At 63.9% G+C, this 24,450-nt stretch carries 26 protein-coding genes; 20 read left to right on the plus strand and 6 right to left on the minus strand.

The genetic code is table 11. The annotated features are described in order from the left end of the window. Positions 1-6: 6 nt before the first annotated feature. Both can and ACEN42_RS14910 read left to right on the plus strand, forming a co-directional pair. Positions 7-789 carry a carbonate dehydratase gene (can, locus tag ACEN42_RS14905; RefSeq protein ID WP_238209538.1) on the plus strand — a complete coding sequence of 261 codons (783 nt, stop codon included), beginning with the start codon at positions 7-9 and terminating at the stop codon, positions 787-789. Next, the gene (locus ACEN42_RS14910) at positions 782-1,975 is read left to right on the plus strand and encodes an acetyl-CoA C-acetyltransferase (RefSeq protein ID WP_371880321.1); all 1,194 of its coding nucleotides are present in this window, start codon (positions 782-784) and stop codon (positions 1,973-1,975) included. The genes can and ACEN42_RS14910 overlap by 8 nt, the downstream gene beginning before the upstream one ends. A 47-nt stretch (positions 1,976-2,022) precedes the next feature. On the opposite strand, the gene ACEN42_RS14915 is transcribed toward ACEN42_RS14910, so the two are convergent. From ACEN42_RS14915 to ubiM, 3 genes are all read right to left on the minus strand, one after another. Then, positions 2,023-2,439 (minus strand): type II toxin-antitoxin system VapC family toxin, encoded by a 417-nt coding sequence (locus ACEN42_RS14915; protein WP_371880322.1) that lies wholly within the window; start codon positions 2,437-2,439, stop codon positions 2,023-2,025. Then, positions 2,426-2,668, minus strand: coding sequence for a hypothetical protein (locus tag ACEN42_RS14920; RefSeq protein WP_371880323.1), 243 nt, complete (start codon positions 2,666-2,668; stop codon positions 2,426-2,428). Before ACEN42_RS14920 ends, ACEN42_RS14915 begins: the two co-directional genes overlap by 14 nt. Positions 2,669-2,771: 103 nt before the next feature. After that, a complete protein-coding gene (gene ubiM / locus ACEN42_RS14925; protein ID WP_371880324.1) occupies positions 2,772-3,974 on the minus strand; it encodes a 5-demethoxyubiquinol-8 5-hydroxylase UbiM in 1,203 nt (400 codons plus the stop codon). Between the two features lie 118 nt (positions 3,975-4,092). On the opposite strand from ubiM, the gene ACEN42_RS14930 reads away from it, so the two are divergent. From ACEN42_RS14930 to ACEN42_RS14990, 13 genes are all read left to right on the plus strand, one after another. After that, a complete protein-coding gene (locus tag ACEN42_RS14930; RefSeq protein WP_187608745.1) occupies positions 4,093-4,770 on the plus strand; it encodes an SDR family oxidoreductase in 678 nt (225 codons plus the stop codon). A gap of 13 nt (positions 4,771-4,783) precedes the next feature. After that, the gene (locus ACEN42_RS14935; protein ID WP_371880325.1) at positions 4,784-5,392 is read left to right on the plus strand and encodes a glutathione S-transferase family protein; all 609 of its coding nucleotides are present in this window, start codon (positions 4,784-4,786) and stop codon (positions 5,390-5,392) included. Beyond that, on the plus strand, positions 5,389-5,808 hold the full coding sequence (locus tag ACEN42_RS14940; RefSeq protein ID WP_371880326.1) for a YchJ family protein: 420 nt from the start codon (positions 5,389-5,391) through the stop codon (positions 5,806-5,808). The genes ACEN42_RS14935 and ACEN42_RS14940 overlap by 4 nt, the downstream gene beginning before the upstream one ends. A 325-nt stretch (positions 5,809-6,133) precedes the next feature. Further along, on the plus strand, positions 6,134-7,390 hold the full coding sequence (locus ACEN42_RS14945) for a dienelactone hydrolase family protein (RefSeq protein ID WP_371880327.1): 1,257 nt from the start codon (positions 6,134-6,136) through the stop codon (positions 7,388-7,390). 297 nt (positions 7,391-7,687) lie between these two features. Next, on the plus strand, positions 7,688-8,995 hold the full coding sequence (locus ACEN42_RS14950) for an adenosylmethionine--8-amino-7-oxononanoate transaminase (RefSeq protein WP_371880328.1): 1,308 nt from the start codon (positions 7,688-7,690) through the stop codon (positions 8,993-8,995). Next, positions 8,992-10,182, plus strand: coding sequence for an 8-amino-7-oxononanoate synthase (gene bioF / locus ACEN42_RS14955; RefSeq protein ID WP_371880329.1), 1,191 nt, complete (start codon positions 8,992-8,994; stop codon positions 10,180-10,182). Before ACEN42_RS14950 ends, bioF begins: the two co-directional genes overlap by 4 nt. Then, positions 10,179-10,880, plus strand: a complete 702-nt coding sequence (gene bioD / locus ACEN42_RS14960; protein ID WP_371880330.1) for a dethiobiotin synthase — start codon at positions 10,179-10,181, stop codon at positions 10,878-10,880. Before bioF ends, bioD begins: the two co-directional genes overlap by 4 nt. A 4-nt stretch (positions 10,881-10,884) precedes the next feature. Then, entirely contained in the window at positions 10,885-11,934 is a 1,050-nt protein-coding gene (gene bioB / locus ACEN42_RS14965; protein WP_187608752.1) for a biotin synthase BioB, read from the plus strand. Then, on the plus strand, positions 11,931-12,872 hold the full coding sequence (locus ACEN42_RS14970; RefSeq protein WP_371880331.1) for a 2-hydroxyacid dehydrogenase: 942 nt from the start codon (positions 11,931-11,933) through the stop codon (positions 12,870-12,872). The genes bioB and ACEN42_RS14970 overlap by 4 nt, the downstream gene beginning before the upstream one ends. 32 nt (positions 12,873-12,904) lie before the next feature. Next, the gene (locus ACEN42_RS14975) at positions 12,905-13,828 is read left to right on the plus strand and encodes a hydroxymethylglutaryl-CoA lyase (RefSeq protein WP_371880332.1); all 924 of its coding nucleotides are present in this window, start codon (positions 12,905-12,907) and stop codon (positions 13,826-13,828) included. Between the two features lie 12 nt (positions 13,829-13,840). After that, the gene (locus ACEN42_RS14980; protein WP_371880333.1) at positions 13,841-14,338 is read left to right on the plus strand and encodes a YbaK/EbsC family protein; all 498 of its coding nucleotides are present in this window, start codon (positions 13,841-13,843) and stop codon (positions 14,336-14,338) included. A gap of 35 nt (positions 14,339-14,373) precedes the next feature. Then, positions 14,374-14,931, plus strand: coding sequence for a DUF1289 domain-containing protein (locus ACEN42_RS14985; protein ID WP_371881134.1), 558 nt, complete (start codon positions 14,374-14,376; stop codon positions 14,929-14,931). After that, positions 14,928-15,839 carry an MBL fold metallo-hydrolase gene (locus tag ACEN42_RS14990; protein WP_371880334.1) on the plus strand — a complete coding sequence of 304 codons (912 nt, stop codon included), beginning with the start codon at positions 14,928-14,930 and terminating at the stop codon, positions 15,837-15,839. Before ACEN42_RS14985 ends, ACEN42_RS14990 begins: the two co-directional genes overlap by 4 nt. A gap of 177 nt (positions 15,840-16,016) precedes the next feature. On the opposite strand, the gene ACEN42_RS14995 is transcribed toward ACEN42_RS14990, so the two are convergent. Continuing rightward, positions 16,017-16,907: an alpha/beta fold hydrolase gene (locus ACEN42_RS14995; RefSeq protein ID WP_371880335.1), complete on the minus strand. Its 891-nt coding sequence runs from the start codon at positions 16,905-16,907 to the stop codon at positions 16,017-16,019. A 245-nt stretch (positions 16,908-17,152) separates the two neighbouring features. On the opposite strand from ACEN42_RS14995, the gene ACEN42_RS15000 reads away from it, so the two are divergent. Next, positions 17,153-18,115: a nitronate monooxygenase family protein gene (locus ACEN42_RS15000; protein ID WP_187608759.1), complete on the plus strand. Its 963-nt coding sequence runs from the start codon at positions 17,153-17,155 to the stop codon at positions 18,113-18,115. 70 nt (positions 18,116-18,185) lie between these two features. Here the strand turns inward: ACEN42_RS15000 and ACEN42_RS15005 are convergent, their stop codons facing one another. Both ACEN42_RS15005 and ACEN42_RS15010 read right to left on the minus strand, forming a co-directional pair. Continuing rightward, positions 18,186-19,298, minus strand: coding sequence for a porin (locus ACEN42_RS15005; protein ID WP_187608760.1), 1,113 nt, complete (start codon positions 19,296-19,298; stop codon positions 18,186-18,188). Positions 19,299-19,793: 495 nt separating this feature from the next. After that, the gene (locus ACEN42_RS15010) at positions 19,794-20,162 is read right to left on the minus strand and encodes a hypothetical protein (protein WP_187608761.1); all 369 of its coding nucleotides are present in this window, start codon (positions 20,160-20,162) and stop codon (positions 19,794-19,796) included. A gap of 513 nt (positions 20,163-20,675) precedes the next feature. Here ACEN42_RS15010 and ACEN42_RS15015 point away from each other — a divergent pair. The 4 genes from ACEN42_RS15015 (at position 20,676) to ACEN42_RS15030 (ending at position 24,444) form a co-directional block, all read left to right on the plus strand. Next, complete coding sequence (locus ACEN42_RS15015) at positions 20,676-21,695, plus strand: bile acid:sodium symporter family protein (protein ID WP_371880336.1); 1,020 nt, start codon at positions 20,676-20,678, stop codon at positions 21,693-21,695. A 321-nt stretch (positions 21,696-22,016) separates the two neighbouring features. Then, on the plus strand, positions 22,017-23,054 hold the full coding sequence (locus ACEN42_RS15020; RefSeq protein WP_371880337.1) for an acyl-CoA dehydrogenase: 1,038 nt from the start codon (positions 22,017-22,019) through the stop codon (positions 23,052-23,054). Beyond that, entirely contained in the window at positions 23,042-23,833 is a 792-nt protein-coding gene (locus ACEN42_RS15025; RefSeq protein ID WP_187608764.1) for a PIG-L deacetylase family protein, read from the plus strand. The genes ACEN42_RS15020 and ACEN42_RS15025 overlap by 13 nt, the downstream gene beginning before the upstream one ends. Continuing rightward, positions 23,830-24,444, plus strand: a complete 615-nt coding sequence (locus tag ACEN42_RS15030; protein WP_371880338.1) for a class I SAM-dependent methyltransferase — start codon at positions 23,830-23,832, stop codon at positions 24,442-24,444. Before ACEN42_RS15025 ends, ACEN42_RS15030 begins: the two co-directional genes overlap by 4 nt. Positions 24,445-24,450: the final 6 nt, after the last annotated feature.

The raw sequence follows: 24,450 nt of genomic DNA on the forward strand, positions 1-24,450 counted from the left end.
TCGAATATGAACCACACTCCCGACAACAACGAATCCTCGACTCCGCTGGCCCATCTGTTCGCGAACAATCAGGAATGGGTTCAGCGCAAGCTCGCCGAGGACGCCGATTTCTTCAAGCGTCTCGCGCATCAACAGACGCCCGAGTATCTGTGGATCGGCTGCGCGGACTCGCGCGTGCCCGCCAACGAAATCATCGGCCTGCCGCCGGGCGAAGTGTTCGTGCACAGAAACATCGCGAACGTGGTCGTGCACTCGGACCTCAACTGTCTGTCGGTCATCCAGTTCGCCGTCGATCTGCTGAAAGTGAAGCACATCATGGTCGTCGGCCATTACGGCTGCTCGGGCGTGGGCGCGGCGCTCGTCGGGCGGCGCGTCGGTCTCGCGGACAACTGGCTGCGCCATGTCGAAGACGTGCGCGAGAAGCACGCCGCGCTGCTCGACGAATGGCCGATGGGCGATGCGCGGCATCGTCGTCTCGTCGAGCTGAACACGATCGAGCAGACCATCAATGTGTGCCGCACGACCGTCGTCAACGATGCGTGGGCGCGCGGGCAGGAACTCACCGTGCATGGCTGGACCTACGGCGTGCACGATGGCCGTTTGCGCAACATGGGCATGATGATCAGCGCATCGGACGAAATCGATTCGGTGTATCGCGCCGGCATCGCAGAAATGAGCCGCGGCGGCGCGCATTCCACGGAGAACGATGTACTCGCGTCCGATGCGGCGCGTCTGGGCGATATTCCCGCCGTTATTCAAGGCGTCATCAAGGAGTTGAAACATGAGTGAGACACAAACCGATCCCGTCGTCATCGTCTCGGCGGCGCGCACGCCGATGGCCGCGTTTCAGGGCGACTTCGCTTCGCTGACCGCGCCGCAACTCGGCGCCGCGGCAGTCAGGGCCGCAGTCGAGCGCGCGGGCGTGAAACCCGAGCAGATCGACGAAGCGATCATGGGTTGCGTGCTGCCTGCCGGACAAGGCCAGGCGCCCGCGCGTCAGGCTGCGCTCGGCGGCGGGCTGCCGCTGTCGACCGGCTGCACGACGATCAACAAGATGTGCGGCTCCGGCATGCGCGCCGCGATGTTCGCGCATGACATGCTGATGGCCGGATCGGTCGACGTGATCGTCGCGGGCGGCATGGAAAGCATGACGAACGCGCCGTATCTCCTGCCGAAGGCGCGCGGGGGCATGCGCATGGGCCACGGTCAGGTGCTGGATCACATGTTCCTCGACGGCCTCGAAGACGCCTACGAAAAGGGCCGCCTGATGGGCACGTTCGCGGAGCAATGCGCATCGTCGTATGCGTTCTCGCGCGAGTCGCAGGATGCGTTCGCGGTCGAATCGCTGCAGCGCGCGAAACGGGCGAACGAAGACGGCTCGTTCAAGTGGGAGATCGCGGCGGTCACCGTGCAGGGCAGGAAGGGCGATACCGTGATCGACCGCGACGAGCAGCCGTTCAAGGCCAACATCGAGAAGATTCCATCGCTCAAGCCGGCGTTCGCCAAGGACGGCACGGTGACGGCCGCCAATTCGTCATCGATTTCGGACGGTGCGGCGGCACTCGTGATGATGCGCGAGTCGACGGCCAAACGGCTCGGCGTGAAGCCGATTGCGCGCGTCGTCGGGCACAGCACGTTCGCGCAGGAGCCTGCGTTGTTCACGACTGCGCCCGTCGGTGCGATCAGGAAGCTCTTCGAGAAGAACGGCTGGCGCGCGAGCGATGTCGATCTGTATGAGATCAACGAAGCATTCGCCGTCGTGACGATGGCCGCGATGCGCGAACACGATCTGCCTCACGACAAGGTCAATGTGAATGGCGGCGCATGTGCGCTCGGGCATCCGATCGGCGCTTCGGGTGCGCGCATTCTGGTGACCTTGATCGGTGCGTTGAAGACGCGCGGGTTGAAGCGCGGCGTCGCGAGTCTGTGTATCGGCGGCGGCGAAGCGACAGCGATGGGGGTGGAACTGGTTTGAGTCGTGCGGGCCGGTCCGGGTGCTGCGCGCCGGGGCCGGCGTGGTTGCTAGTCGAAGGGATTCAGCATTTTCACTCCCACGCGCTCGAAGTCCCTGACATTGCGCGTGACTACCGTCAAACCGTGAACCAGGGCCGTTGCTGCAATAAGCCTGTCGACGGCAGGCTCGGGATGCCGGGCGCGGAGACGCCCCCACAACTCTCCGATGTTCCTGTCCACCGGCACGATGGTCATGTCGTATTTGCGCAAGACGCCTTTGAGCCACGCTTCCAGATTTGCTGCCTGCGGAGCGTCACCTCTGTGGCGAAGCGCATCGACGCCACGTCGAAGTTCGCCGACAGTAACGACGGACAGAAACACTGTTTCGTTTCTTCGTTTAGCGCCGTCGAAGAACGCCCGAACACCTTCGTTCGCGCGCTCCTCTCTTCTCGTCTCACTGATGACGTTCGTATCAGCCAGAAACATCCGAATCTCCGCTGCTGGCGTGACGATCGAAAATGGAGTCGTCGCAGTCGATCTTCGGGAAACTCATGAGCGCCTGGATGAAGTCGGCCGGTTCGTAATCTACCTCCTCGCCCATCTGCCGTCGCACCTCCGTCTCGATCTTCCGCCGTCGGGCGGCATCCGCCTGTATCTCCCGAAGCTCTTCCTCGTCGATATTCGACGGTAAAGTTCCCTGAATGATTTTGAACATAGTCTGCTCCTCGTCTGAGCGTTGCGAGTAGCGAGACTTTACTCCTGTTTAATAAGCATCCCTAGTCATCCAAACGATATAGGAATTTACTGCAACGACCCCTTCACCGCCCCGCCAACGACATCGCCACTGCGCGCTTGAACGGCGTCAATCTTTCGCCGATGCGCAACATCGCATCACGCGCGATCCGCGCGGGCAACGAGTCGCGCGTATAGATCTCGGTGATCAATCGCGTGAGCAGATAAAGCGGCCGCGTCTCCCGCCGGTGCTCTTGCTCGTATCGCGCAAGCAGCGCATCGCCGGCGATATCGCGCCCCGCCGCATGCGCATCGTAAATGCAGCGCGAAAGCAACTCGATCCCGGCCAGCCCGAAATTGAACCCGTGCGCCGTGACCGGATGCATGCCGACCGCCGCATCGCCGACCGTCGCGAAACGCTTCGCCACGAATCGCTTCGGATACACCGACACCAGCGGATAAACATGCCGCGTCGTGCGCAAGGTCATCGACCCGAGCCTGCGCTCGAAGCGGCGTTCGATCTCTCGATTGAACGCATTGGGATCCAGCGCGCTCAATCGCTCAGTGTCGCGCGCGTCGAGCGTCACCACGACCGACGACCGATGCGCGTCCGTCTCAGGATCGGGATTCATCGGCAGCAGCGCGAGCGTCTGCCGATGACCGAACCATTCCCACGCCGCATGATCGTGCGGCGCGTCGTGCGTCATGCAGCAGACCAGCATCGACTTGCCGAAGTCGTGCATGTCGGCGGCGATACCCGCCATGCGCCGCGTGGCCGAGAAGCGGCTGTCCGCCGCGACGACGAGTTGCGCCGCGATCGTCTCGCCGCTTTCGAGCCGCACGCGCGCACCGCAGGCATCGGTATCGATATCGATCACGCGCCCGGACGCGAAGATGCGGATGTCCGCGCCCGACGCTCGGCGATGCTCGAACGCGTCGAACGCCGCGCGCCGGATCAGATGATTCGACACGAGCCAGCCCAGTTCCGCATGCCCCGAGAGCGCATGGCCGATCTTCATCGAGAACGGCGACGACCCGTTGAAGATGCGCGCATCCGCGAGCTGCGATTTCGCGTGCGCATCGATGCGCTCCCATACGCCGAGCGTCTTCAGAAACGCGACGGACTGCTGCGTCAGCGCGATCTCGCGTCCGTCGAACGCGGGCTCGCGCAGCGCGTCGTGACTCTGCTGCTCGACGAGCACGATCGACAACCCCGCCCCGCTCAACGCATTCGCCAAACACAAACCCGCCGGCCCCGCGCCGACGATCACGATATCGGTATGCACCATCTTTCGGGTCTTACTTTTCTGAAAGCGCACAACGATAGCCGAACGGCTGACGAACGAGCAGCGACAGCGGGTCGCGCGCTATAGTCGCAAGGTCGTCCACACAAGGAACATGTCGGTCATGAAAACGGTATTGATCGTCGGTGCGTCGCGCGGCCTCGGCCACGAATTCGCGCGTGAATATTGTCGCGATGGCTGGCGCGTGCTCGCCACGGCCCGCGACAAATCCTCGCTCTCCGCGCTCGACGCGATGGGCGCGCAAACCTTCCCGCTCGACGTCACGCAGCCCGAGCAGATCGCCGCGCTCGAGTGGCAACTGGACGAGGAAAAGCTGGATGTGGCGATCGTCGTGTCGGGCGTGTACGGTCCGCGCACGGAAGGCGTCGAAACCATCGGCGCAGACGATTTCGATCAGGTGATGCACACGAACGTGCGCGGCCCGATGCAACTGATTCCCGTGCTGCTGCCGCTCACCGATGCCGCGAACGGCGTGTTCGCGGTCGTGTCGAGCAAGATGGGCAGCATCGGCGAGACGAGCGGCACGACCGGCTGGCTGTATCGCGCAAGCAAGGCCGCGCTCAATTCCGCGTTGAAGGTGGCGTCGCTGGAGTCGCGTCATTCGGCGTGCATCGCGCTGCATCCGGGCTGGGTGCGCACCGAGATGGGCGGACCATCGGCGGCGATCGACGTCGCGCACAGCGTGTCGGGCATGCGCGCGGTGATCGCCGAAGCAGGCGCGATGCGCGACGCGTTCAACGGAACCTTCGTGCAGTACGACGGCACGAAGCTCGAATGGTGAAACCGGAGGGAATGTGACTTATCAGGTACACGGCGTTTCCGCATCGGGCAACTGCTACAAGGTTCGCCTCGTCCTCGAACAACTCGGCCTGCCTTACGTGTGGCATGAAGTCGACATGATGCACGGCGCGACCCGCACCGACGAATTCAAGCGGCTCAATCCGAACGGCAAGGTGCCGGTGCTCGTCATCGACGAAAACACCACGCTCTCCGAATCCGGCGCGATCCTCTGCTATCTCGCCGATGGCACGCCGCTCATGCCGACCGATCGCCTCGAACGCGCGCAAGCGCTGCAATGGATGTTCTTCGAGCAGTACAGCCATGAGCCGTTCGTCGCCGTGGCGCGCTTCATCCTGCAGTTTCAGAAGAATCCCGGCGATGCCCGCCTGCCCGAGAAGATCGCCGGTTCCTATCGCGCGCTCGACGTGATGGAGCAGCATCTCGCCACGCGCACATACTTCGCTGGCGAGCGCTACAGCGTCGCCGATATCGCGCTCTATGCCTACACACACGTCGCAGATGAAGCGAACGTCGACCTGTCGCGCTATCCGGCGATCCGCGCGTGGCTCGAACGCGTGCACAGCCAGCCGCGGCACGTCGAAATGCCGGGCGTCGATCAATGAAGCCGGTGGATTGTCCCTGCGGCGGCGCCGCGCCCGACCAGCGTCCGAATGCACGCGCGCCGCGCTACGAAGCGTGTTGCGGGCGTTTCATCGACGGCGGCGAAAAGCCCGCCAACGCGATGGAACTGATGCGTTCGCGCTACACCGCGTACGTGCTCGGCGACACGGCCTATCTTCGTGCGACATGGGCCGAATCGACCTGCCCGCCCGATCTCGACGCATCCGACAGCGGCACGCGCTGGCTCGGCCTGCAGATCAAACGTCACACGCCGATCGACGCCGACCACGAGGAAGTCGAGTTCGTCGCGCGCTACAAGGTGGACGGGCGCGCGCACCGGCTGCACGAGGCCAGCCGCTTCACGCGCAACAGCGACGGAAACTGGATTTACGTCGATGGTCAGATAAAAGAAAAGTAAATATGTCTTTAAGAAATATGAGGTGGCGCACGGTATTAATTTCCTAAGAATTTCCTTTCAGATTAAACAGTTACGGGGTAGCACTTATTGTGCAGTGCAATTTTGAACGGTTAATCTCTGTTCATGTCAGGGCGCAGTCATCTCCGTGCCCGGGCACTCGCAGCGAAGCCCCGTTTTGAAGCCAATTGTCATGCCTGTTCCTGGCATGACTCCCGGAACCCGCAGTCGATACTGCTCATCACGAGCAGCGCGGTAGGTTTGTGACTTCAAAAAGCGTTGGGCACGCCGTATCAACGTTTATCGGAAGCGCAGTCGGAGTTCACGGATGGCGATCAGAACCTGGTTGGTCGGATGCAGCATGGTGTGCGCGCTCGCGACGTCACTCGTCACGTCCGCCGTGCGCGCCGAACCGATCGGCGGCGTCCGTCAATCCGAAGGTCTTCAGGCGCCCGCATTCGGCCAGCCGCTTTCCCGCATTCCCGATTCGCTCGACGCCGGCCTGCCCGCCGTGTCGAATGGTCTGAACGAAGCCGTCATCGAAATTCCCGAAGCCGACATCGCGCTCGAAACCACGGTGTTCAAGCCGGACGGCGCCGGCCCATTCCCGATGATCGTCTTCAATCACGGCAAGCTGCCCGGCGACTCGCACGCGCAGCCGCGCAATCGTCCGGTCGCGCTCGCGCGTGAATTCGTGCGCCACGGCTATGTCGTGGTCGTGCCGAACCGCCGCGGCTTCGCGGGCTCGGGCGGCGAGTACGCCGGCCACGGCTGCGACGTCGAGGCGAACGGTTTCGCACAGGCACAGGACGTCGCGGCGACCGTCGCGTACATGAGCGAGCAGTCATATATCGACAAGACGCGTATCGTCGTCGCGGGCACGTCGCATGGCGGCCTGACGACCATCGCCTACGGCGCGCGCGATGCCGTCGCGGCGCCCGGCGTGCGCGGCCTCATCAATTTCTCGGGCGGCCTGCGCCAGGACGAATGCACGGGATGGCAAAAGAATCTCGTCAGCGCGTTCGGCGATTACGGCCAGAACGTGCGCCTGCCGTCGCTGTGGCTCTACGGCGACAACGATTCGGTCTGGCAAGGCGATCTTTCCGTGCAGATGTACACCGCCTTCACGTCGCACGGCGCGCGCGCGAACATGGTCGATTTCGGCACCTACAAGAACGACGCGCATCGTCTCGTCGGCGATCGCGACGGCGTGCAGATCTGGTGGCCGCGCGTGAAGGCCTTCCTCGCGCAGATCGGGATGCCCACCGCCGTGCAGTATCAGGTGTCCGAGCCGGACATGCCGAAGGCGACCAGCTTCGCGGATCTCGATTCGGTTCAGGCCGTGCCGTACGTCGATGAAACCGGCCGCGCCGGATATCGCAACTTCCTCTCGCAGTATTCGAGCCGCGCGTTCGCCGTGTCGGATTCCGGCGCGTGGTCGTGGGCCGAAGGCGGCGACGATCCGATGGCCGTCGCCATCGCGAGCTGCCAGAAGCAGAGCGCCGATCCGTGCAGGCTCTATGCGGTGAACAATCGCGTCGTCTGGAACGATCAGGCGGCCGAAACGCAGACCGCATCGCGCTGAACACGCCTTTCCCGCTTTCTTCGAACGCCGGCCTTCGCGCCGGCGTTCGCTTTTGTCGAACCCGCATCTTCCGCGCCAAAACGTCGACAACGCTTCGAAATGAACGAAGTTGCGCGCGATAGCGCGTTTTCGCATTTCCGTTGGGCGCGCGCGCATGGCCAAAAAACCTTCCGATTACGGAAGGTTGGCCATCTTTTAGCGATAATTGAATCGCGCAGTTTTCCCAGCAACGCAAGCGTCCAGACGCTTGCCCGACGTATCCGGTCCGCACCGCGCGCGCGGGCCTGGGAGCCGTTTTTGAACACAGAAGCCAATCAGGACTGGGTTGCCCGCTCGCTTTCCGCCGTGTGGCATCCGTGCACCCAGATGAAACATCACGAGCGCGTGCCGCTCGTGCCGATCGCGCGCGGCAAGGGCGCGTGGCTCTACGATCCGCAGGGCAACCGCTATCTCGATGCGATCAGTTCGTGGTGGGTGAACCTCTTCGGACACGCGAACGACGACATCAACCAGGCGCTGAAGGATCAGCTCGACACGCTCGAACACGCGATGCTCGCGGGCTGCACGCACGCGCCCGCCGTGGAACTGGCCGAGCGCCTTTCCGCGCTCACCGGCCGCACGCTCGGACATGCGTTCTTCGCGTCCGATGGCGCGTCGGCGGTCGAGATCGCGCTGAAGATGAGTTTTCACTTCTGGCGCAATCGCGGGCAAAGCGAGAAGCGCGAGTTCGCGTGCCTCGCGAACAGCTATCACGGCGAAACAATCGGCGCGCTCGGCGTCACCGACGTCGCCATTTTCAAGGACGCATACGATCCGCTGATTCGTCACGCGCATGTGGTCGCGTCGCCGGCGGCGGTCGGCGTCGATGAAGCCATCGCTGCGATGCGCGCGCTTTTCGCGCAACGTGCGTCGACACTCGCTGCGGTCATCGTCGAGCCGCTCGTGCAATGCGCGGCCGGCATGGCGATGTACGACGCGTCGTATCTCACGCAATTGCGCGCGTTGTGCGACGAATTCGGCGTGCATCTGATCGCCGATGAAATCGCGGTCGGCTGCGGGCGCACCGGCACTTTTTTCGCGTGCGAGCAGGCGGGCATCTGGCCGGATTTCATCTGCCTGTCGAAGGGCATCAGCGGCGGCTACCTGCCGCTTTCGATCGTCCTCACGCGCGACGACATCTACGCCGCCTTCTACGACGACGACATCACCCGCGCCTTTCTGCATTCGCATTCGTACACGGGCAACCCGCTCGCGTGCCGCGCCGCGCTGGCGACGCTCGATCTGTTCGAGCGCGCGAACGTGCTGGCGGAAAACCGGCGCAAGTCCGCGTTGCTGCACGAAGCGTTGCAGCCGCTTCTCGAACATGAGCGCGTGCGCAATCTGCGCCAGCGCGGCACGATCTTCGCGTTCGATGTCGATTTCGACGACAAGACGTTCTCGCGACGCTTCTTCGCGAACGCATTGAAGCGCGAACTGCTGATGCGCCCCATCGGCACGACGGTCTACATGATGCCGCCGTACATCCTCTCCGACGACGAACTCCTGCTCCTCGCGCAACGCACGCGCGACACGCTCGACGCCACGCTTCGCGGAGACGCCGCATGACGAACACATCGCAAGCGCTGTATGAAACGCTGAAGCAAGGTCTCGCCGATATCGACGCGCGCGGCCTGCGACGCCGCCGCAAGACGATCGACAGCGCGTGCTCCGCGCACATGACCGTCGATGGCCGCGAGATCATCGGCTTCGCGAGCAACGATTATCTCGGCCTCGCCGCGCACGAAGCGATCCGCGCGGCGCTCGCGGAAGGCGCGTCGCTGTACGGCGCGGGCAGCGGCGGCTCGCATCTGCTCGGCGGCCATTCGCGCGCGCACGCGCAACTCGAAGACGATCTCGCCGCGTTCTCGGGCGGTTTCGTCGACAACCCGCGCGCGCTGTACTTCAGCACCGGCTACATGGCGAACCTCGCGGTGGTGACCGCGCTGGCCGGGCGCGGCACGATCGTGTTCTCCGATGCGCTGAACCACGCATCGCTGATCGACGGCGTGAGGCTGTCGCGCGCGCAGACGCAGATTTATCCGCACGCCGACATGGAAGCGCTCGACGCGATGCTCGACGCCTCGCGCGACGATGCCGCAACGAAGCTCATCGTCACCGACACCGTGTTCAGCATGGACGGCGATATCGCGCCGCTCGCGCGTCTCGTCGAGCTCGCGGAAAAGTACGGCGCGTGGCTCGTCGTCGACGATGCGCACGGCTTCGGCGTGCTCGGTCCGCAAGGGCGCGGCGCACTTGCCGCTTACGCGCTGCGCTCGCCGCATCTCGTCTATGTCGGCACGCTCGGCAAGGCGGCGGGCGTCGCGGGCGCGTTCGTCGCGGCGCATGAAACCGTCGTCGAATGGCTCGTGCAGCGCGCGCGTCCGTATATCTTCACGACGGCGTCGCCGCCGGCCGTCGCGCATGCGGTGTCGGCGAGCGTGAAGATCATCGGCGGCGACGAGGGCGATCAAAGACGCGCGCATCTCGCATCGCTCATCGAGACGACCCGCGCGATGCTCCAACGCACGCGCTGGATGCCAGTCGATTCACACACCGCCGTGCAGCCGCTCGTGATCGGCGGCAACGACGAAACGCTGGAAATCGCCGCCGCGCTCGACAAGCACGGCCTCTGGGTGCCCGCGATTCGTCCGCCGACCGTTCCGCAAGGCACGTCGCGCCTGCGCATTTCGCTTTCCGCCGCGCACAGCGAGGACGATCTCGCGCGCCTCGATCACGCTTTGAATACGCTATGACCGCTTTATCGTTATTCGTCGCCGGAACCGATACGGAAATCGGCAAAACCTTCGTCTCCGCTGCGTTGCTGCATGGCTTCGCACACGCCGGCCTGCGCACCGCCGCGATGAAACCGATCGCGTCGGGCGCCATCGAGCGCGACGGCGTGCTGCACAACGAAGACGCCGACCAGCTCGACGCCGCCGCGAACGTCGCGCTGCCGAACGACATCCGCACGCCGTTCATGATGCGCGAGCCGATTGCGCCGCACATCGCCGCCGCGCGTGAGGGCATCGCGCTGGATATCGGGCGCATCGTCGACGCGCATCGCCATGCGATGACGAAAGCGGATATCGTCGTGGTGGAAGGCGTCGGCGGCTTTCGCGTGCCCCTCACCGACACGCACGACACCGCCGATCTCGCGCTCGCGCTGAATCTGCCGGTGGTGCTCGTCGTCGGCATGCGGCTCGGCTGCATCAGTCACGCGCTTTTGACCGTGGAAGCCATCGCGTCGCGCGGATTGAAGCTTGCGGGCTGGGTCGCGAATCGCGTCGACCCGAACATGCTGTATCCGGACGAAAATATCGCAACGCTCAGGCAACGCATCGACGCGCCGCTCATCGGCGTGATTCCGCATCTCGCGCCGAACGACGCACGGCGCGCCGCCGATTCGCTCGACATCGGCCTTCTGACAGACCAGCTTCATCGAAAGGATTGACCTCATGACACAGCAAACCGCCGCAGAGACCACTTCCACGACCGCCACGACCACGCCGCAACCGATGCAGCGCTGGCGCGTCGCCGATGTCGTCGCGCTGTACGACCTGCCGTTCAACGATCTGCTCTATCGCGCGCAGACCGTGCATCGCGAAAATTTCGATCCGAACGCGGTGCAGCTTTCCACGCTGCTCTCGATCAAGACGGGCGGCTGCGAGGAAGATTGCGCGTACTGTCCGCAGTCGGTGCATCACGACACGGGCCTCAAGGCCGAAAAGCTGATGGACGTGGACGAAGTGCTGAAGGCCGCCGAAACCGCGAAGTCCAACGGCGCGACGCGCTTCTGCATGGGCGCGGCGTGGCGCAATCCGAAGGATCGTCATCTGGAGCCGATCAAGGACATGATCCGCGGCGTCAAGGCGATGGGCCTCGAAACCTGCGTGACGCTCGGCATGCTGGAAGCGCATCAGGCGCAAGGGCTGCGCGACGCCGGTCTCGATTACTACAACCACAATCTCGATACGTCGCCCGAGTTCTACGGCCAGATCATCTCGACGCGCACGTATCAGGATCGTCTCGACACGCTCGAACACGTGCGCGATGCGGGCATCAACGTGTGCTGCGGCGGGATCGTCGGCATGGGCGAATCGCGGCGCGAGCGCGCCGGGCTGATCTCGCAGCTCGCGAACATGGAGCCGTATCCGGAATCGGTGCCGATCAACAATCTCGTGCAGGTCGCGGGCACGCCGCTCACCGGCGTCGAGGCGCTCGATCCGTTTGAGTTCGTGCGCACGATCGCGGTCGCGCGCATCACGATGCCGAAAGCGATGGTGCGTCTGTCCGCCGGCCGCGAGCAGATGGACGAAGCGCTGCAGGCGCTGTGCTTTGCCGCCGGCGCGAATTCGATCTTCTACGGCGACCAGCTTCTGACGACGAGCAACCCGCAAGCCGAAGCGGACCGCAAGCTGATCGAGCGTCTCGGCATGCGCGCGGAGTCGGCGCAGAACGTCGGCGTCGAGAGCGCTGAGCGCTCGTGCGGACACGGCCACGCATGAAAATCATCTTCTACGAAAAGGGCGCCGATCTCGATGCATGGCTCGGCGGCCTGAGACGCGAGTTACCCGATGCCGACCTGCGCGTGTGGGAGCCGGGCGACACCGCGCCCGCCGATTACGCGATCGTCTGGCGTGCGCCGCACGAACTCTTCGCGAACCGTCCCGATCTGCAGGCCGTGTTCAATCTCGGCGCGGGCGTCGACGCGATTCTCGAAGTCGAACGCAACGAACCCGGCACGCTGCCGCCGAACGCGAAGCTCGTGCGTCTGGAAGATACCGGCATGGCGCAGCAGATGGTCGAGTATGCGACCTACTGCGTGCTGCGCTATCTGCGCCGCTTCGACGAATACGACGCCCTGCAACGCGCAGGCCGCTGGGAAAAGCTGCCGCAACATGCGCGCGAGTCGTTCACGGTCGGCGTGCTCGGGCTCGGCGTGCTGGGCGGTGAAGTCGCCAAGGGACTGCTGAAACTCGGCGTGCCGGTGCGCGGTTACAGCCGGTCGCCGAAGACGATCGAAGGCGTGCAGGTCCATGCGGGCCCGGAACGCTTCGACACGTTTCTCGACGGCGTGAAGGTGCTCATCAACCTGTTGCCGCATACGCCGGACACCGAAGGCATTCTGAACGCGCGCACGTTCGGCAGGCTCGCGCGCGGCGCGTATCTCGTGAACGTCGCGCGCGGGCCGCATCTCGTCGATGCCGATCTGCTCGCCGCGCTCGACAGCGGCCAGATCGCCGCCGCGACGCTCGATGTCTTCCACACGGAACCGCTGCCGCAGGATCATCCTTTCTGGACGCATCCGCGCGTGTCGGTGACGCCGCATATTTCGGCGGAAACGCTGCGCGACGAAAGCATCGTGCAGATCGCCGGCAAGATCAAAGCGCTCGCGCGCGGCGAGCCGATCAGCGGCATCGTCGATTTCAAGCGCGGATACTGAACGCATCGCATCGCAAATAAAGGGAGACAGCCATGATTCCGTCCAAAGTGAAAATCGTCGAAGTCGGGCCGCGCGACGGTCTGCAGAACGAGAAGGAGTTCGTGCCGACCGAAACCAAGATCGAACTCGTGAACCGGCTCGCGCGCTCGGGCATCGTGAATGTGGAATCGACGTCGTTCGTGTCGCCCAAATGGGTGCCGCAGATGGCCGACGCCGCCGCCGTGATGGACGGCATCGAGCGCCGTCCGGGCACGATCTACTCGGTGCTGACGCCGAACATGCGCGGCTTCGAAGGCGCGCTCGAATCGAAGGCCGACGAGATCGTGATCTTCGGCGCTGCGAGCGAGGCGTTCTCGCAGAAGAACATCAACTGCAGCATCGCGGAGAGCATCGCGCGTTTCGCGCCGGTCGCGAAAGCCGCGAAGGACGCGGGCATGCGCCTGCGCGGCAGCATCTCGTGCACGCTCGGCTGCCCGTATCAGGGCGAAGTGAGCATCGAGTCGGTCGTGGATGTCGTCGAGCGCATGAAGGCGCTCGGCTGCGATGAAATCGACATCGCGGATACCATCGGCGTCGGCACGCCCAAACGCACCCGCGAAGTGCTCGCGGCGGCGCAGAAGGTGTTTCCGCGCGAGCGCCTTTCCGGGCACTTTCACGACACGTACGGCCAAGCCATCGGCAATATCTATGCGGCGCTGCTCGAAGGCATCGAAATCTTCCACGCATCGGTCGCGGGGCTCGGCGGCTGTCCGTACGCCAAGGGCGCGACGGGGAATGTCGCGACGGAAGACGTCGTCTATCTGATGAATGGGCTCGGTATCGAGACGGGCGTCGATCTCGATCAACTGGTCGATATCGGCGATTTCATTTCACGCGCGATCGGCAAGCCGAGTTCTTCGCGCGCGGGCAAGGCAATCTTCACGAAGAAACGCGACGGCGCGGCTGCCTGCGTCTAAAAAGGGAACACGATGACCGACCAATTACCCGATTCCGCGCGCCGCGTCGCGCTTTTGTTGAAAGAACGCGGCCATCCGCACGACGTCGTGATGCTGCCTGAAACCGGAAAGACCTCGGCCGAAGCCGCCGCGGGTCTCGGCTGCTCGGTCGCGCAGATCGCCAAGTCGATCCTCTTTCGCCGCCGCGAAGACGATGCGCCCGTGCTCGTGATCGCGAGCGGCGCGAATCGCGTCGACGAAGCGAAGGTCGCGGCGCGCGTCGGCGCACTGGCGCGCGCGGATGCGAAGTTCGTGCGCGAGAAGACCGGCTATGCGATCGGCGGCGTGTGCCCGATCGGCCATGCGGTCGAGCCGGTCACGCTGATCGACGAAGACCTGCTCGCGCTCGACAGTCTCTGGGCCGCGGCCGGGCATCCGCACGCGGTGTTCAATTTGTCGCCGCAGGAGCTGATCGAACTGACGGGCGCGCCGGTCGTCGATGTCGCCTTGCGTGAGACGGCCGAGTCATGACCGGCATGGCGTCGCCGTGCGTCGATGTCTGCCGCATGAATCCGGAGACCGGCTTCTGCGATGGTTGCCTGCGCACCATCGAAGAGATAGCCGCGTGGGCATCCTGCGACGATGACGAAAAGCGCGCCGTGCTGGCGCGCGTCGAAAGCCGCCGCCAGGGCGCGCGCGTCGTGACGATCGGCGACTCGTTCGAGGCGACGCTCGCGTTGCCGCCCGATTCGATCAAACACTTCGCGACGCTCGTCAACGATCTCAATCCGCTGCATCACGACGACGCCTACGCGCGCGCGAGCCGCTTCGGTTCGCTGATCGCATCCGGCACGCAACCGAGCGCGCATCTGATGGCGATGCTCGCCGAGCATTTCTCGCGCGACGCGCAGCCGCTCGGCCTCGAGTTCGGCATCAAGCTGACGCGCGCGGTGAAGGCGAACGACGTGCTCACGATGTTCTGGCGCGTCACCGAAGCGAAGTGGAAAGCGAGCCTCGGCGGCGATCTCGTGAAGCTCGAAGGCGGCGCGTGCAATCAGCACGGCGAGACGGTGATGAAGGCGACGGCAACCATCGTCGTGATGCCGAAGGAGCCGCGCGCGTGAAGGCGCTTCCGGGATCCATGACGGTGTTCGAGCGCGGCTGGCTCTCGTCGAACAATGTGCTGTTCATGAGCGAGGAAGGCACGGCGATCGTCGATTCGGGCTATGCATCGCACGCGCCGCAAACGCTCGCGCTCGTGAAGCAGAAGCTCGGCGCGCGCAAGCTCGATCTGATCGTCAACACGCATTTGCATTCGGATCATTGCGGCGGCAACGCGCTGCTCCAGGAAAACTACGCGTGCCGCACGCTAATTCCCGCGAGCGAGGCGCACGCCGTGCGCGCGTGGGACGAAGAAGCGCTGACGTTCCGCGCAACCGGCCAGCGCTGCGAGCGTTTCGGCTTCACGGGCACGATCGAAAACGGCGCGACGCTCGCGCTCGGCGGCCTCGACTGGAACGTGCTCGGCGCGCCGGGACACGATCCGCATTCGCTCATGCTGCATTGCCCGGAGAAGCGCGTGCTCATCAGCGCCGACGCGTTATGGGAAAACGGCTTCGGCGTGATCTTTCCCGAGCTCGAAGGCGACAGTGGTTTTGCGGAAGAGCGCGCGGTGCTCGAACTGATCTCGACGCTCGAAATCGACATTGTGATTCCCGGCCACGGCGCGCCGTTCACCGATGTCGCGCGCGCGCTCGATACCGCTTCGTCGCGGCTCGATTACCTGCAAGCCGATCCCGCGCGCAATGCGAAGAACGCGCTTAAGGTGCTGATCGTCTTCAAGCTGATGGAAGTGCGCGCGATGTCCATCGATTCCGTGCTCGCGATGACGGAGCAAGCCCGAGCGATGCGCGCCGCCGCAGACGCGCTCGCGCCGCCGAACGAGCGTCGGAGGCTCATCGAGACGATCATCGGGGAACTGGCGCGCGGCGGTTCGGTGAATGTGAACGGCGCGATGGTGTCGGCGGCCTGATCAAAGCGGACGCGCAAAAGAAAGCCGCTTGTCAGCTACGGCAAGCGGCAGAATCATATGGACGTGATCAACGTCCAACGTATCGTAACGCGCCACTATTTCACGTGCATCGGTGCTTTCCCTACAAAACTTTAACGATCACCTGAATCGGCGTAAGACCCAATGCCGGCGCGGGTTTCAGGGTGCATCGGCCTGGAAGAAGGCGAGCATTTCCGCGAGCAGCATGTCGGGCTGTTCCTCGGGAATGTAGTGCCCGCACGGCAGCGCGCGGCCGCTCACGTCGCGCGCGACGCGCCGCCATTCGTCGAGCGCATCGAAGCATCGTTCGATCACGCCTTCCTGTCCCCACAACACGCGCAGCGGACACGCGAGCTTCAATCCTCGTTCGAGATCGGCGCGATCGTGATCCAGATCGATGCTCGCCGATGCGCGATAGTCCTCGCACATCGCGAAGATCGCGCCGGGCGATGCGAGCGCGTCGCGATACGCCTGCAAGGCATGCGGCGCGAACGGCGCAAGTCCCGCATGGCGATTTCCCATCACGCGATCGATATACGCGTTCGGATTGCCGCCGATGAGCAACTCGGGCAGCGGCGACGGCTGAATCAGGAAGAACCAGTGGAAGTACGCGGTCGCGAAAGCGAGGTCGGTCGCTTCGTACATCGCGAGTGTCGGCGCGATATCGAGCAGCATCAGACGATCGACGGCATCGGGAAAGTCCATCGCCATGCGATGCGCGACACGCGCACCCCGATCGTGCGCGCAGACGAGAAAGCGCTCGAAGCCGAAGTGACGCATCACTGCGACCTGATCGGCGGCCATCGCGCGCTTCGAGTAGGGCGTGTGACGCGCGTCGCTTTTCGGCTTCCCCGACGCGCCATAGCCGCGCAAATCCGTCGCGATCACGGTGAAGTGCTTCGCGAGATCGCCGGCGCACTTGTGCCAGATTTCGTGCGTTTGCGGATGGCCGTGCATGAGGAGCAGCGGCGGCCCGTCACCGCCTTTCATCCCAACGATTTCGACGCCCCCCGCATCGACGCGAAACGGTTCGTAGTCTTTGAAAGACATGATGTTTTCTTGTTCGTGGCGTTGCGGATCATTGTAGGCGCGGGGGCACGGTTACTGAGGCGCCGGAGGGCCCGCAAACGCGGAAACCGAAGACTTCCTCGGGAAATGGCGAATATGTCGCGAACGATGTCACGCGTATAATCGAACGATCGTTCGCTTGCCCGGTGCGCATGCTTTCCCGAAAACGAGCGCCAGTTCGTAGAATGCTTTCAATGCTGCCCGGACACACTCAGGAGATTCGCGCCATGGCCCTGCCCGCCGTCTTGCAGCACCTCACATTGCCCGTCGTCGGTTCACCGATGTTCATCGTCAGTTATCCGGAACTCGTGCTTGCGCAATGCAAGGCGGGCATCGTCGGCTCGTTTCCGGCGCTGAACGCCCGCCCCGCCGAATTGCTCGACGAGTGGCTCACGCAGATTCAGGCCTCGCTCGCGGAGCACAAGGCGGCGAATCCCGAAGCGGTCATCGGACCGATCGCGGTCAATCAGATCGTTCATCAGTCGAATGCGCGGCTGGAGCAGGACGTGCGCGTCTGCGTCGAGCACAAGGTGCCGATTTTCATCACGAGCCTGCGCGCGCCGGTCAAAGAAATGATCGACGCGGTGCACTCGTATGGCGGGATCGTGCTGCATGACGTCATCAATCTGCGACACGCGCAGAAAGCGCTCGAAGCGGGCGTGGACGGCCTCATTCTCGTCGCGGCGGGCGCGGGCGGCCACGCGGGCACGACCTCGCCGTTCGCGCTCGTCGGCGAAGTGCGGCGCATGTTCGACGGTCCGATCGTGCTCTCGGGCGCGATCGCGAACGGCGGCTCGATTCTCGCCGCGCAGGCGATGGGCGCGGACCTCGCCTACATGGGCACGCGCTTCATCGCGACGAAGGAGGCGCACGCGCTGGAGGGGTACAAGCGCGCGATCGTCGATGCGAAAGCCGCCGACATCATCTACACGAATCTCTTCACCGGCGTGCACGGCAATTACATCCGCGAGAGCATCGTCAATGCGGGGCTCGACCCGGACGCGCTGCCCGAGTCCAACAAGGACGCGATGAATTTCGCCGAAGGCACGAGCAAGGCGAAGGCATGGAAGGAAATCTGGGGCGCGGGGCAAGGCGTCGGGCTGATGGAGGACGTGCCGAGCGTCGCCGAGCTGGTGCAGCGCCTGAAGCGCGAGTACGACGACGCGAAGACGCGCCTCGCGATCGGCTGATCGTTTTCCGCTAGCCGCAAAAAAACACCGCGCATGAAGCGCGGTGTTTTCGTTTTGGCGTGTGCGCTGCTTAAAACTTCGCGCGGATGCCGACGCCGAACGTATCGCCCGACGACAGGCTCGTGTACTTGTCGTTCAGGTACGCCGCGTAGACGTCGGTGCGCTTCGACAGCGGGTAGTCGTAGCCGAGCGCCCAGCTCTTGTGCGTCTGGTCGAGGCCGCCGTTGCTGCGCGAGTACGCGTAGGACGCCATCACCGTGCCCGGGCCGAGAGGAACGGTCACGCCGCCCTGACCGGTGTTGACGTGGAACGTGCCGGGGCCTTCGAAGTCGTTCTTCGTGTACATGTACTGCGCGAAGAACTTGACCCACTTCATGTCGAACGATGCACCCAGCTGGCCGACGCTCTGGCTCTTGTAGCCGGGCGTCGCGAAGCCGTCGATCGAAGTCAGGTCGCCGGGCGTATTGTTGAAGTTCACGTACTGATAGACGCCGGTGGCCGCGAACGGGCCGTGGAAGTACAGGAACTGCGCGCTGTACTTCTTCGAGCGGCCGTCGCCGGCGGTGTTGCCGAAGCTGTACATCACGCTGCCCGACAGACCGTTGAAGTCAGGCGACGTGTACTGCACCGAGTTGTTCCAGCCCGAATCGCCGACCACGCCCTGGTCCGTCCGATACGTCGGGAACGTGCCTGCGCCGAGGAACACGTGATAGACCATCGGCGAGAAGACGTACGAATCGACGAACGGGTTGAACAGAATCGTCGAGACGAAGAGTTGCGTCGTCAGGCGGCCAGCGGTGAACGTGCCGATCGGACCTTGAATGCCGACGTACGAGTTGCGCGCGAAGAAGGTGTCGCCCTGGAAGCGCCCGTACTGGCCGTTCTGAGCGCGGAAGAAGCTTTCCAACGTGAAGATGGCCTTGTAGCCGCCGCCGAGATCTTCAGAACCCTTCATGCCCCAGTACGACGTCGACATGCCGCCGCCGCTGACGTTCCACGCGCGATCGCCGCCCGGAAACTTTTGAGCGCCGACCCATTCGTCGACCTGCCCGTACAGCGAAACGCTCGATTGCGCGTGCGCCGCCCCCGCGGCGAATAGACCGAGCATCGCTGCGGCGACTGCGGTGGCCTTGACCGTTGCTTTCACCGTAGTCTTCGGCGCACGGTTGACGGTTGACTTCATGAACTCTCCTGTCTTTTGTCGAAAATTGAAAGCTTGGCGGGCGAGGAGCGTTGCACTCGCCTCGTCTGACCGGCTGACGGTTTTGTGGGCGAGAGTGGCATCGCGTGTGGAGCGGCACCATCTTTACGGACCATTTTTCCGGTCAAAAATATTTCTGGTTATTGCGGGTATAGCGGTTCGGATAATGCCGACCGCCTGGGCATGCGGCGGAGCGCGTCGTATCGCACGCGCGCGCTGATTTTTCTTAAAACCCGACGCTTTGCAGAGCGAGCACCGGCGCGCCTGTCGGAGCGTCGAAAGCCATTCGAAATATCGGGAATACGACATTTCCCCGCGCACGGCGCATTGTCCGTGCACGGAAAAAAGATCGAAATGTCTTGGAGAAAATCGCTGCCTGAGTGTGGCGTGATTACGTCATCTTGGTCGCGAAACTAGACGCGCCAATAGTTTTGCGTTCATTGCCGAACGACAGCTATTGGCGACGGGACCGAAGACTCAATTGCGATAGTTCGCGTTGGCCGGCGTGCGGCCGTCATCCGCCGGACGCCCGGGCGGGCGTGGCAGGCTGCGCTCTTCGTTGTAGCGCGTGATGTCGGCGCGAATGGAGCCTGTGCCGCGCATGGGCACTGCCTGGTCCGCGCGCGGGCCGGGCCGCACTTCGGCGCTCACGGGCGTGAGACCGTCCTTGGCGGAGACCGGCGTGTAGTGCAATGACTGACGGCTTGCGGCGGAATCGCTGAATACCGCCGACGACAGCCACTCGACACGCGGCCCCGCGAGCGCGAGCGAACCCGCCACCGCCAGCGCGCCGAGCGCAGCGGATGCGAAAAGCCGGGTAGTCTTGCGAAAGCCAGTGAGCGTCATGTCGAAACTGCCTGCTCCGACCGATATTCCCGTCCGTGCGTCGAAAGCGGTGCTTCCGATTCAGGCGGACAACCGGCCGTAGTCGGAACATCCGGGTTGCTGCATCGAGGCAATGCAAAAACCCGCCAACCGGTGTACCCAACAATTTATTTCGCACCGTGGCGGCAGTCGAGCCAAAAAGTGTTAGGCCTGCTCGATGGTTGTAACACCATGTTACGTCAGAGTTTTTTCGTGTTGGCCGACTGTTTCGGATCGCCAATCATGTGACGAAATTTTTGCTGGACAGACGGTTGCGAAAGCCGTGAAATCGATGCGTGCGAGGCCCGGATGTTGCTGGCTTTGAACCCCGGTCCGCACAGAGGTTTTGTTGCTTTCATGCGCATGGGGAATCAATCGATCTGGTAAATGAATTTGCCAATTTAATCGGGCACGAGCGAAAATCATGGTTTTTACTGACTTGACGACGAATACGCCGGGCAGCGCGTCCGGGGTGTCCCGGCACGAGAACCTTTGATGGCACGGCCCAAACTCCTTCCCGACAACTTCACGCTGGCGCTCATTGGCACGGTCATCGTCGCCAGCTTCCTGCCCTGCCGCGGCAGCGCGGCGGTGGCGTTCAACTGGATTACCGATATCGCCATCGGTTTGTTGTTCTTCCTGCACGGTGCGAAGCTTTCCCGCGAGGCGATCATCGCCGGCGCGACGCACTGGCGGCTGCATCTCGTCGTGCTGCTAAGCACGTTCGCACTCTTCCCGCTGCTTGGCCTCGTGCTCAAGCCGGTGCTCATGCCGCTCGTCACGCCCGCGCTCTACACGGGCATCCTTTTTCTTTGCACGCTGCCGTCCACGGTGCAATCGTCGATTGCCTTCACGTCGATGGCGAAGGGCAACGTGCCGGCTGCCGTGTGCAGCGCGTCCGCGTCGAGCCTGCTCGGCATTTTCATCACGCCTGCGCTGGTCGGGCTCGTCGTGAGTAATCACGGCGCGACGACCGGCTCGCCGTGGCACACCGTCGGCAACATCACGCTGCAACTGCTCGTGCCGTTCATCGCCGGGCAATTGTTGCGGCCAGCCATCGGCAAATGGATCGACAAGCACCGCGCGATGCTCAAGTTCGTCGACCAGGGCTCTATCCTGCTCGTCGTGTACGTGGCGTTCAGCGAGGCCGTGAACGAAGGCATCTGGCATTCGATCTCGCTTTCGACGCTCGCGGGCCTGCTTGTCGTCAATATCCTGCTGCTGGCGGCGGCGCTTTTCATCACGGCCTTCACCGCGAAGCGTCTCGGCTTTTCCCGCGCTGACCAGATCACGATCATCTTCTGCGGCTCGAAGAAGAGCCTCGCCTCCGGCATTCCGATGGCGAAGGTGATCTTCGCGTCGCACGCGGTGGGCGCGGTGGTGCTGCCGCTCATGCTCTTCCATCAGATCCAGCTCATGGTGTGCGCAGTGCTCGCGCAGCGCTGGGGTGCGCGCAAGACGGCGCCCGAACCGGTGCGCAAGGACAAGAACGTCGCTGCGCCTGCGCGCCGCTGATTCGAGCCCGACCGCAGGCGGCGTCGTCTGCCTTGCCATCGTTACCCTCCTCTCCGAAGGCCGCCCTGCGCGGCCTTTGCGTCATTTGAGCCCGTCCGCACGTTGATGTCGATTCGGCCGGACGGCATAGGCCGAAACGCCTGACTTCCCGCATCGATTTTCAAACCTTCGTTGCCCGGCGTCCGATGCTTTGGCCTACACCTTTCGGCCGAATGGCGTCCGGGCATGTGCCTTGCCACACTCTTGTTCAACAACGTGCAGAAACGGGCATAGGACAAGCATGCGCACACCACGCGTCACTCATCAAAGGCGGAAGGAAAGATGAATCACGTCGAACAACTCACGACGGCATCCGCCTTGCGCGCCTTCCTCGACGAAATGCCGTTCCAGCGCGGCAGCGCGAAAGACGCCGGTCACGCGCTGCATGCGCTGATTAGCGAGGGCCTGGATCGACTGCCCTTGCCCGGTCACGGGAACACGTCCGAACGCTGGCGCTCGCTCGGCGCAGTCGCCGCGTTCGACCTGTCGCTGGTCAAGCTGTACGAAGGTCACACCGACGCGCTCGCGATCCTAGCCGAGCTCGGTGCCGAGCAACCGGATCACGGCAGCGCGTGGGCCGTGTGGGCGGCCGAGCCACCGAACGCGCGGCTATCGGCGCTGGGCGACGTCGATTCGCAGACCGTGCTCTTGCAGGGCGCGAAATCATGGTGTTCCGGCGCGGCATCGGTCACGCATGCGCTCGTGACCGCATGGAACGAGCGCGACGAACCGGTGCTTGCCGCCGTCGATCTGAGACACGAACGCGTGCGGATCACAGACTCTGGCTGGCAAGCGGTCGGCATGCAGGCGAGCGCGAGCGTCGATGTGTCCTTCGAACGCGTGCCCGCGCTTCGTATCGGCTCTCCGCGAGCGTACGTCGAGCGCCCGGGCTTCTGGCACGGCGGCGCGGGTATCGCCGCGTGCTGGTTTGGCGCCGCGGCCGGCATCGCCGCATTCGTCGCGCGCGACGCGAGGCATCGCGCCGGTCCGCACAAGCTCGCGCACCTTGGCGTCATCGATACGACCTTGTGCGCCACGGCCGCGTTGCTGCGCGAGACGGCCGAGTACATTGACCGCTCGCCGCACGCCGACGCGATGGCCGCCGCAATGCGCGCACGCCTCGCGGCGGAAACTGCGGCGTCGCTCGTCGTGACACGCGCAGGCCGTGCGCTGGGCGCAGCTCCGCTATGCCGCGACGCGCACTTCGCGCAACTCATGGCCGATCTGCCGGTTTTCATTCGACAAAGCCACGCCGAGCGCGACGAAGCATCGCTCGCCGAGCGCGTCATAGAGGAGGGACTAACTTCATGGCAAGTGTGACCACGCAAGCGCCGACAGACGAACAGGCCGCCGACCGCACGATATCCGGCGAAGGCACGCCCGAGGCCGCGTGGCAAGGATGGGCGCGTCTCAACGCGCTGCCCGAGGTCGATCCCGCCGAACTGGTGCCGCTCGGCGCACGGGCTGTCGTAGTTGCGCCACACCCCGACGACGAAGTACTCGGCACCGGCGGGCTGCTCGCCCGTCTCTCGGAAATCAGCCGCCGCATACTCATCGTTGCTGCTACCGACGGCACGGCGAGTCACCCGGATTCGACCGAATGGCCGCCGGAACGCCTTGCGCGCGTGCGTCCGCAGGAAACGAGAACGGCGCTTCAACGGCTGCATCTGCGGCAGGTTGAGGTGGTCAGGCTCGGGCTTCCGGACGGCGCGCCGGGCCGTATCGAAGAAATTTTGTCAGGATCACTATCCGAATTTCTTCAACCCGGCGATATCGTTTTCACGACTTGGCGCTATGATGGTCACCCCGACCACGAAGCGGCCGGGCGCGCCGTTCATTCCGCGGCACAAGCGCTCGATCTGCCCTGCGTGGAAGTGCCGCTCTGGACCTGGCACTGGGCGTCGCCGGACGATACGCGCGTGCCATGGAGCCGTGCTCGCCGCATCGTCCTCGACACCGCAACGCATGCCCGGAAGCTTCGGGCCGTGCAGGCTTTTCGGAGCCAACTCGATCCCGATACCACGACCGGTCAGGCGCCAGTGCTACCCGAGCATGTGCTGGCCCGGCTGACTCGGCCATTCGAAGTCGTACTCATATGAACAACAACACCAGCGACAATACTAAGCAGTACTTCGATAACCTGTATCGACACGACGACGATCCCTGGAAAATCAGAAATCGATGGTATGAACGGCGCAAGCGCGCGCTCATGCTCGCGTCACTTCCCCATGAGCGGTATGCGCGCGCATTCGAGCCCGGCTGCGGAAATGGCGAGCTGACCGCCCTGCTGGCGCAGCGCTGCGACGAACTGGTCGCCACGGATATCGCCGAGGACGCCGTCGCGCTCACGCGGCAACGCGTCGCGGAGTGTCCCAACGTAACCGTTCAGCAGATGCTCTTGCCCGATGTCTGGCCAAGCGGCAAGTTCGATCTCGTCGTGATCAGCGAGATCGGCTATTACCTTGACGAACCGCAGCTTTGGCATATCGTCGAGCACATACATCAGACGCTGTCGCGGGATGGCGCTGTCGTCGCGTGTCACTGGCGTCGGCCGATCGAAGGCTGGGAGCAGCACGGCGACGACGTGCACGCAAAGTTGCGCGGCCGCATGAGTCTGCCGCTGCTCTGCCACTACTGGGACGACGATCTGGTCCTCGACGTGTGGACGCCCGACAAGCGCTCGATCCACGATCGGGAAGCATCGGTATAGCGTTTT

Origin of the sequence: Caballeronia sp. S22, from assembly GCF_964261745.1 — a bacterium.
Classification (GTDB): domain Bacteria; phylum Pseudomonadota; class Gammaproteobacteria; order Burkholderiales; family Burkholderiaceae; genus Caballeronia; species Caballeronia jiangsuensis.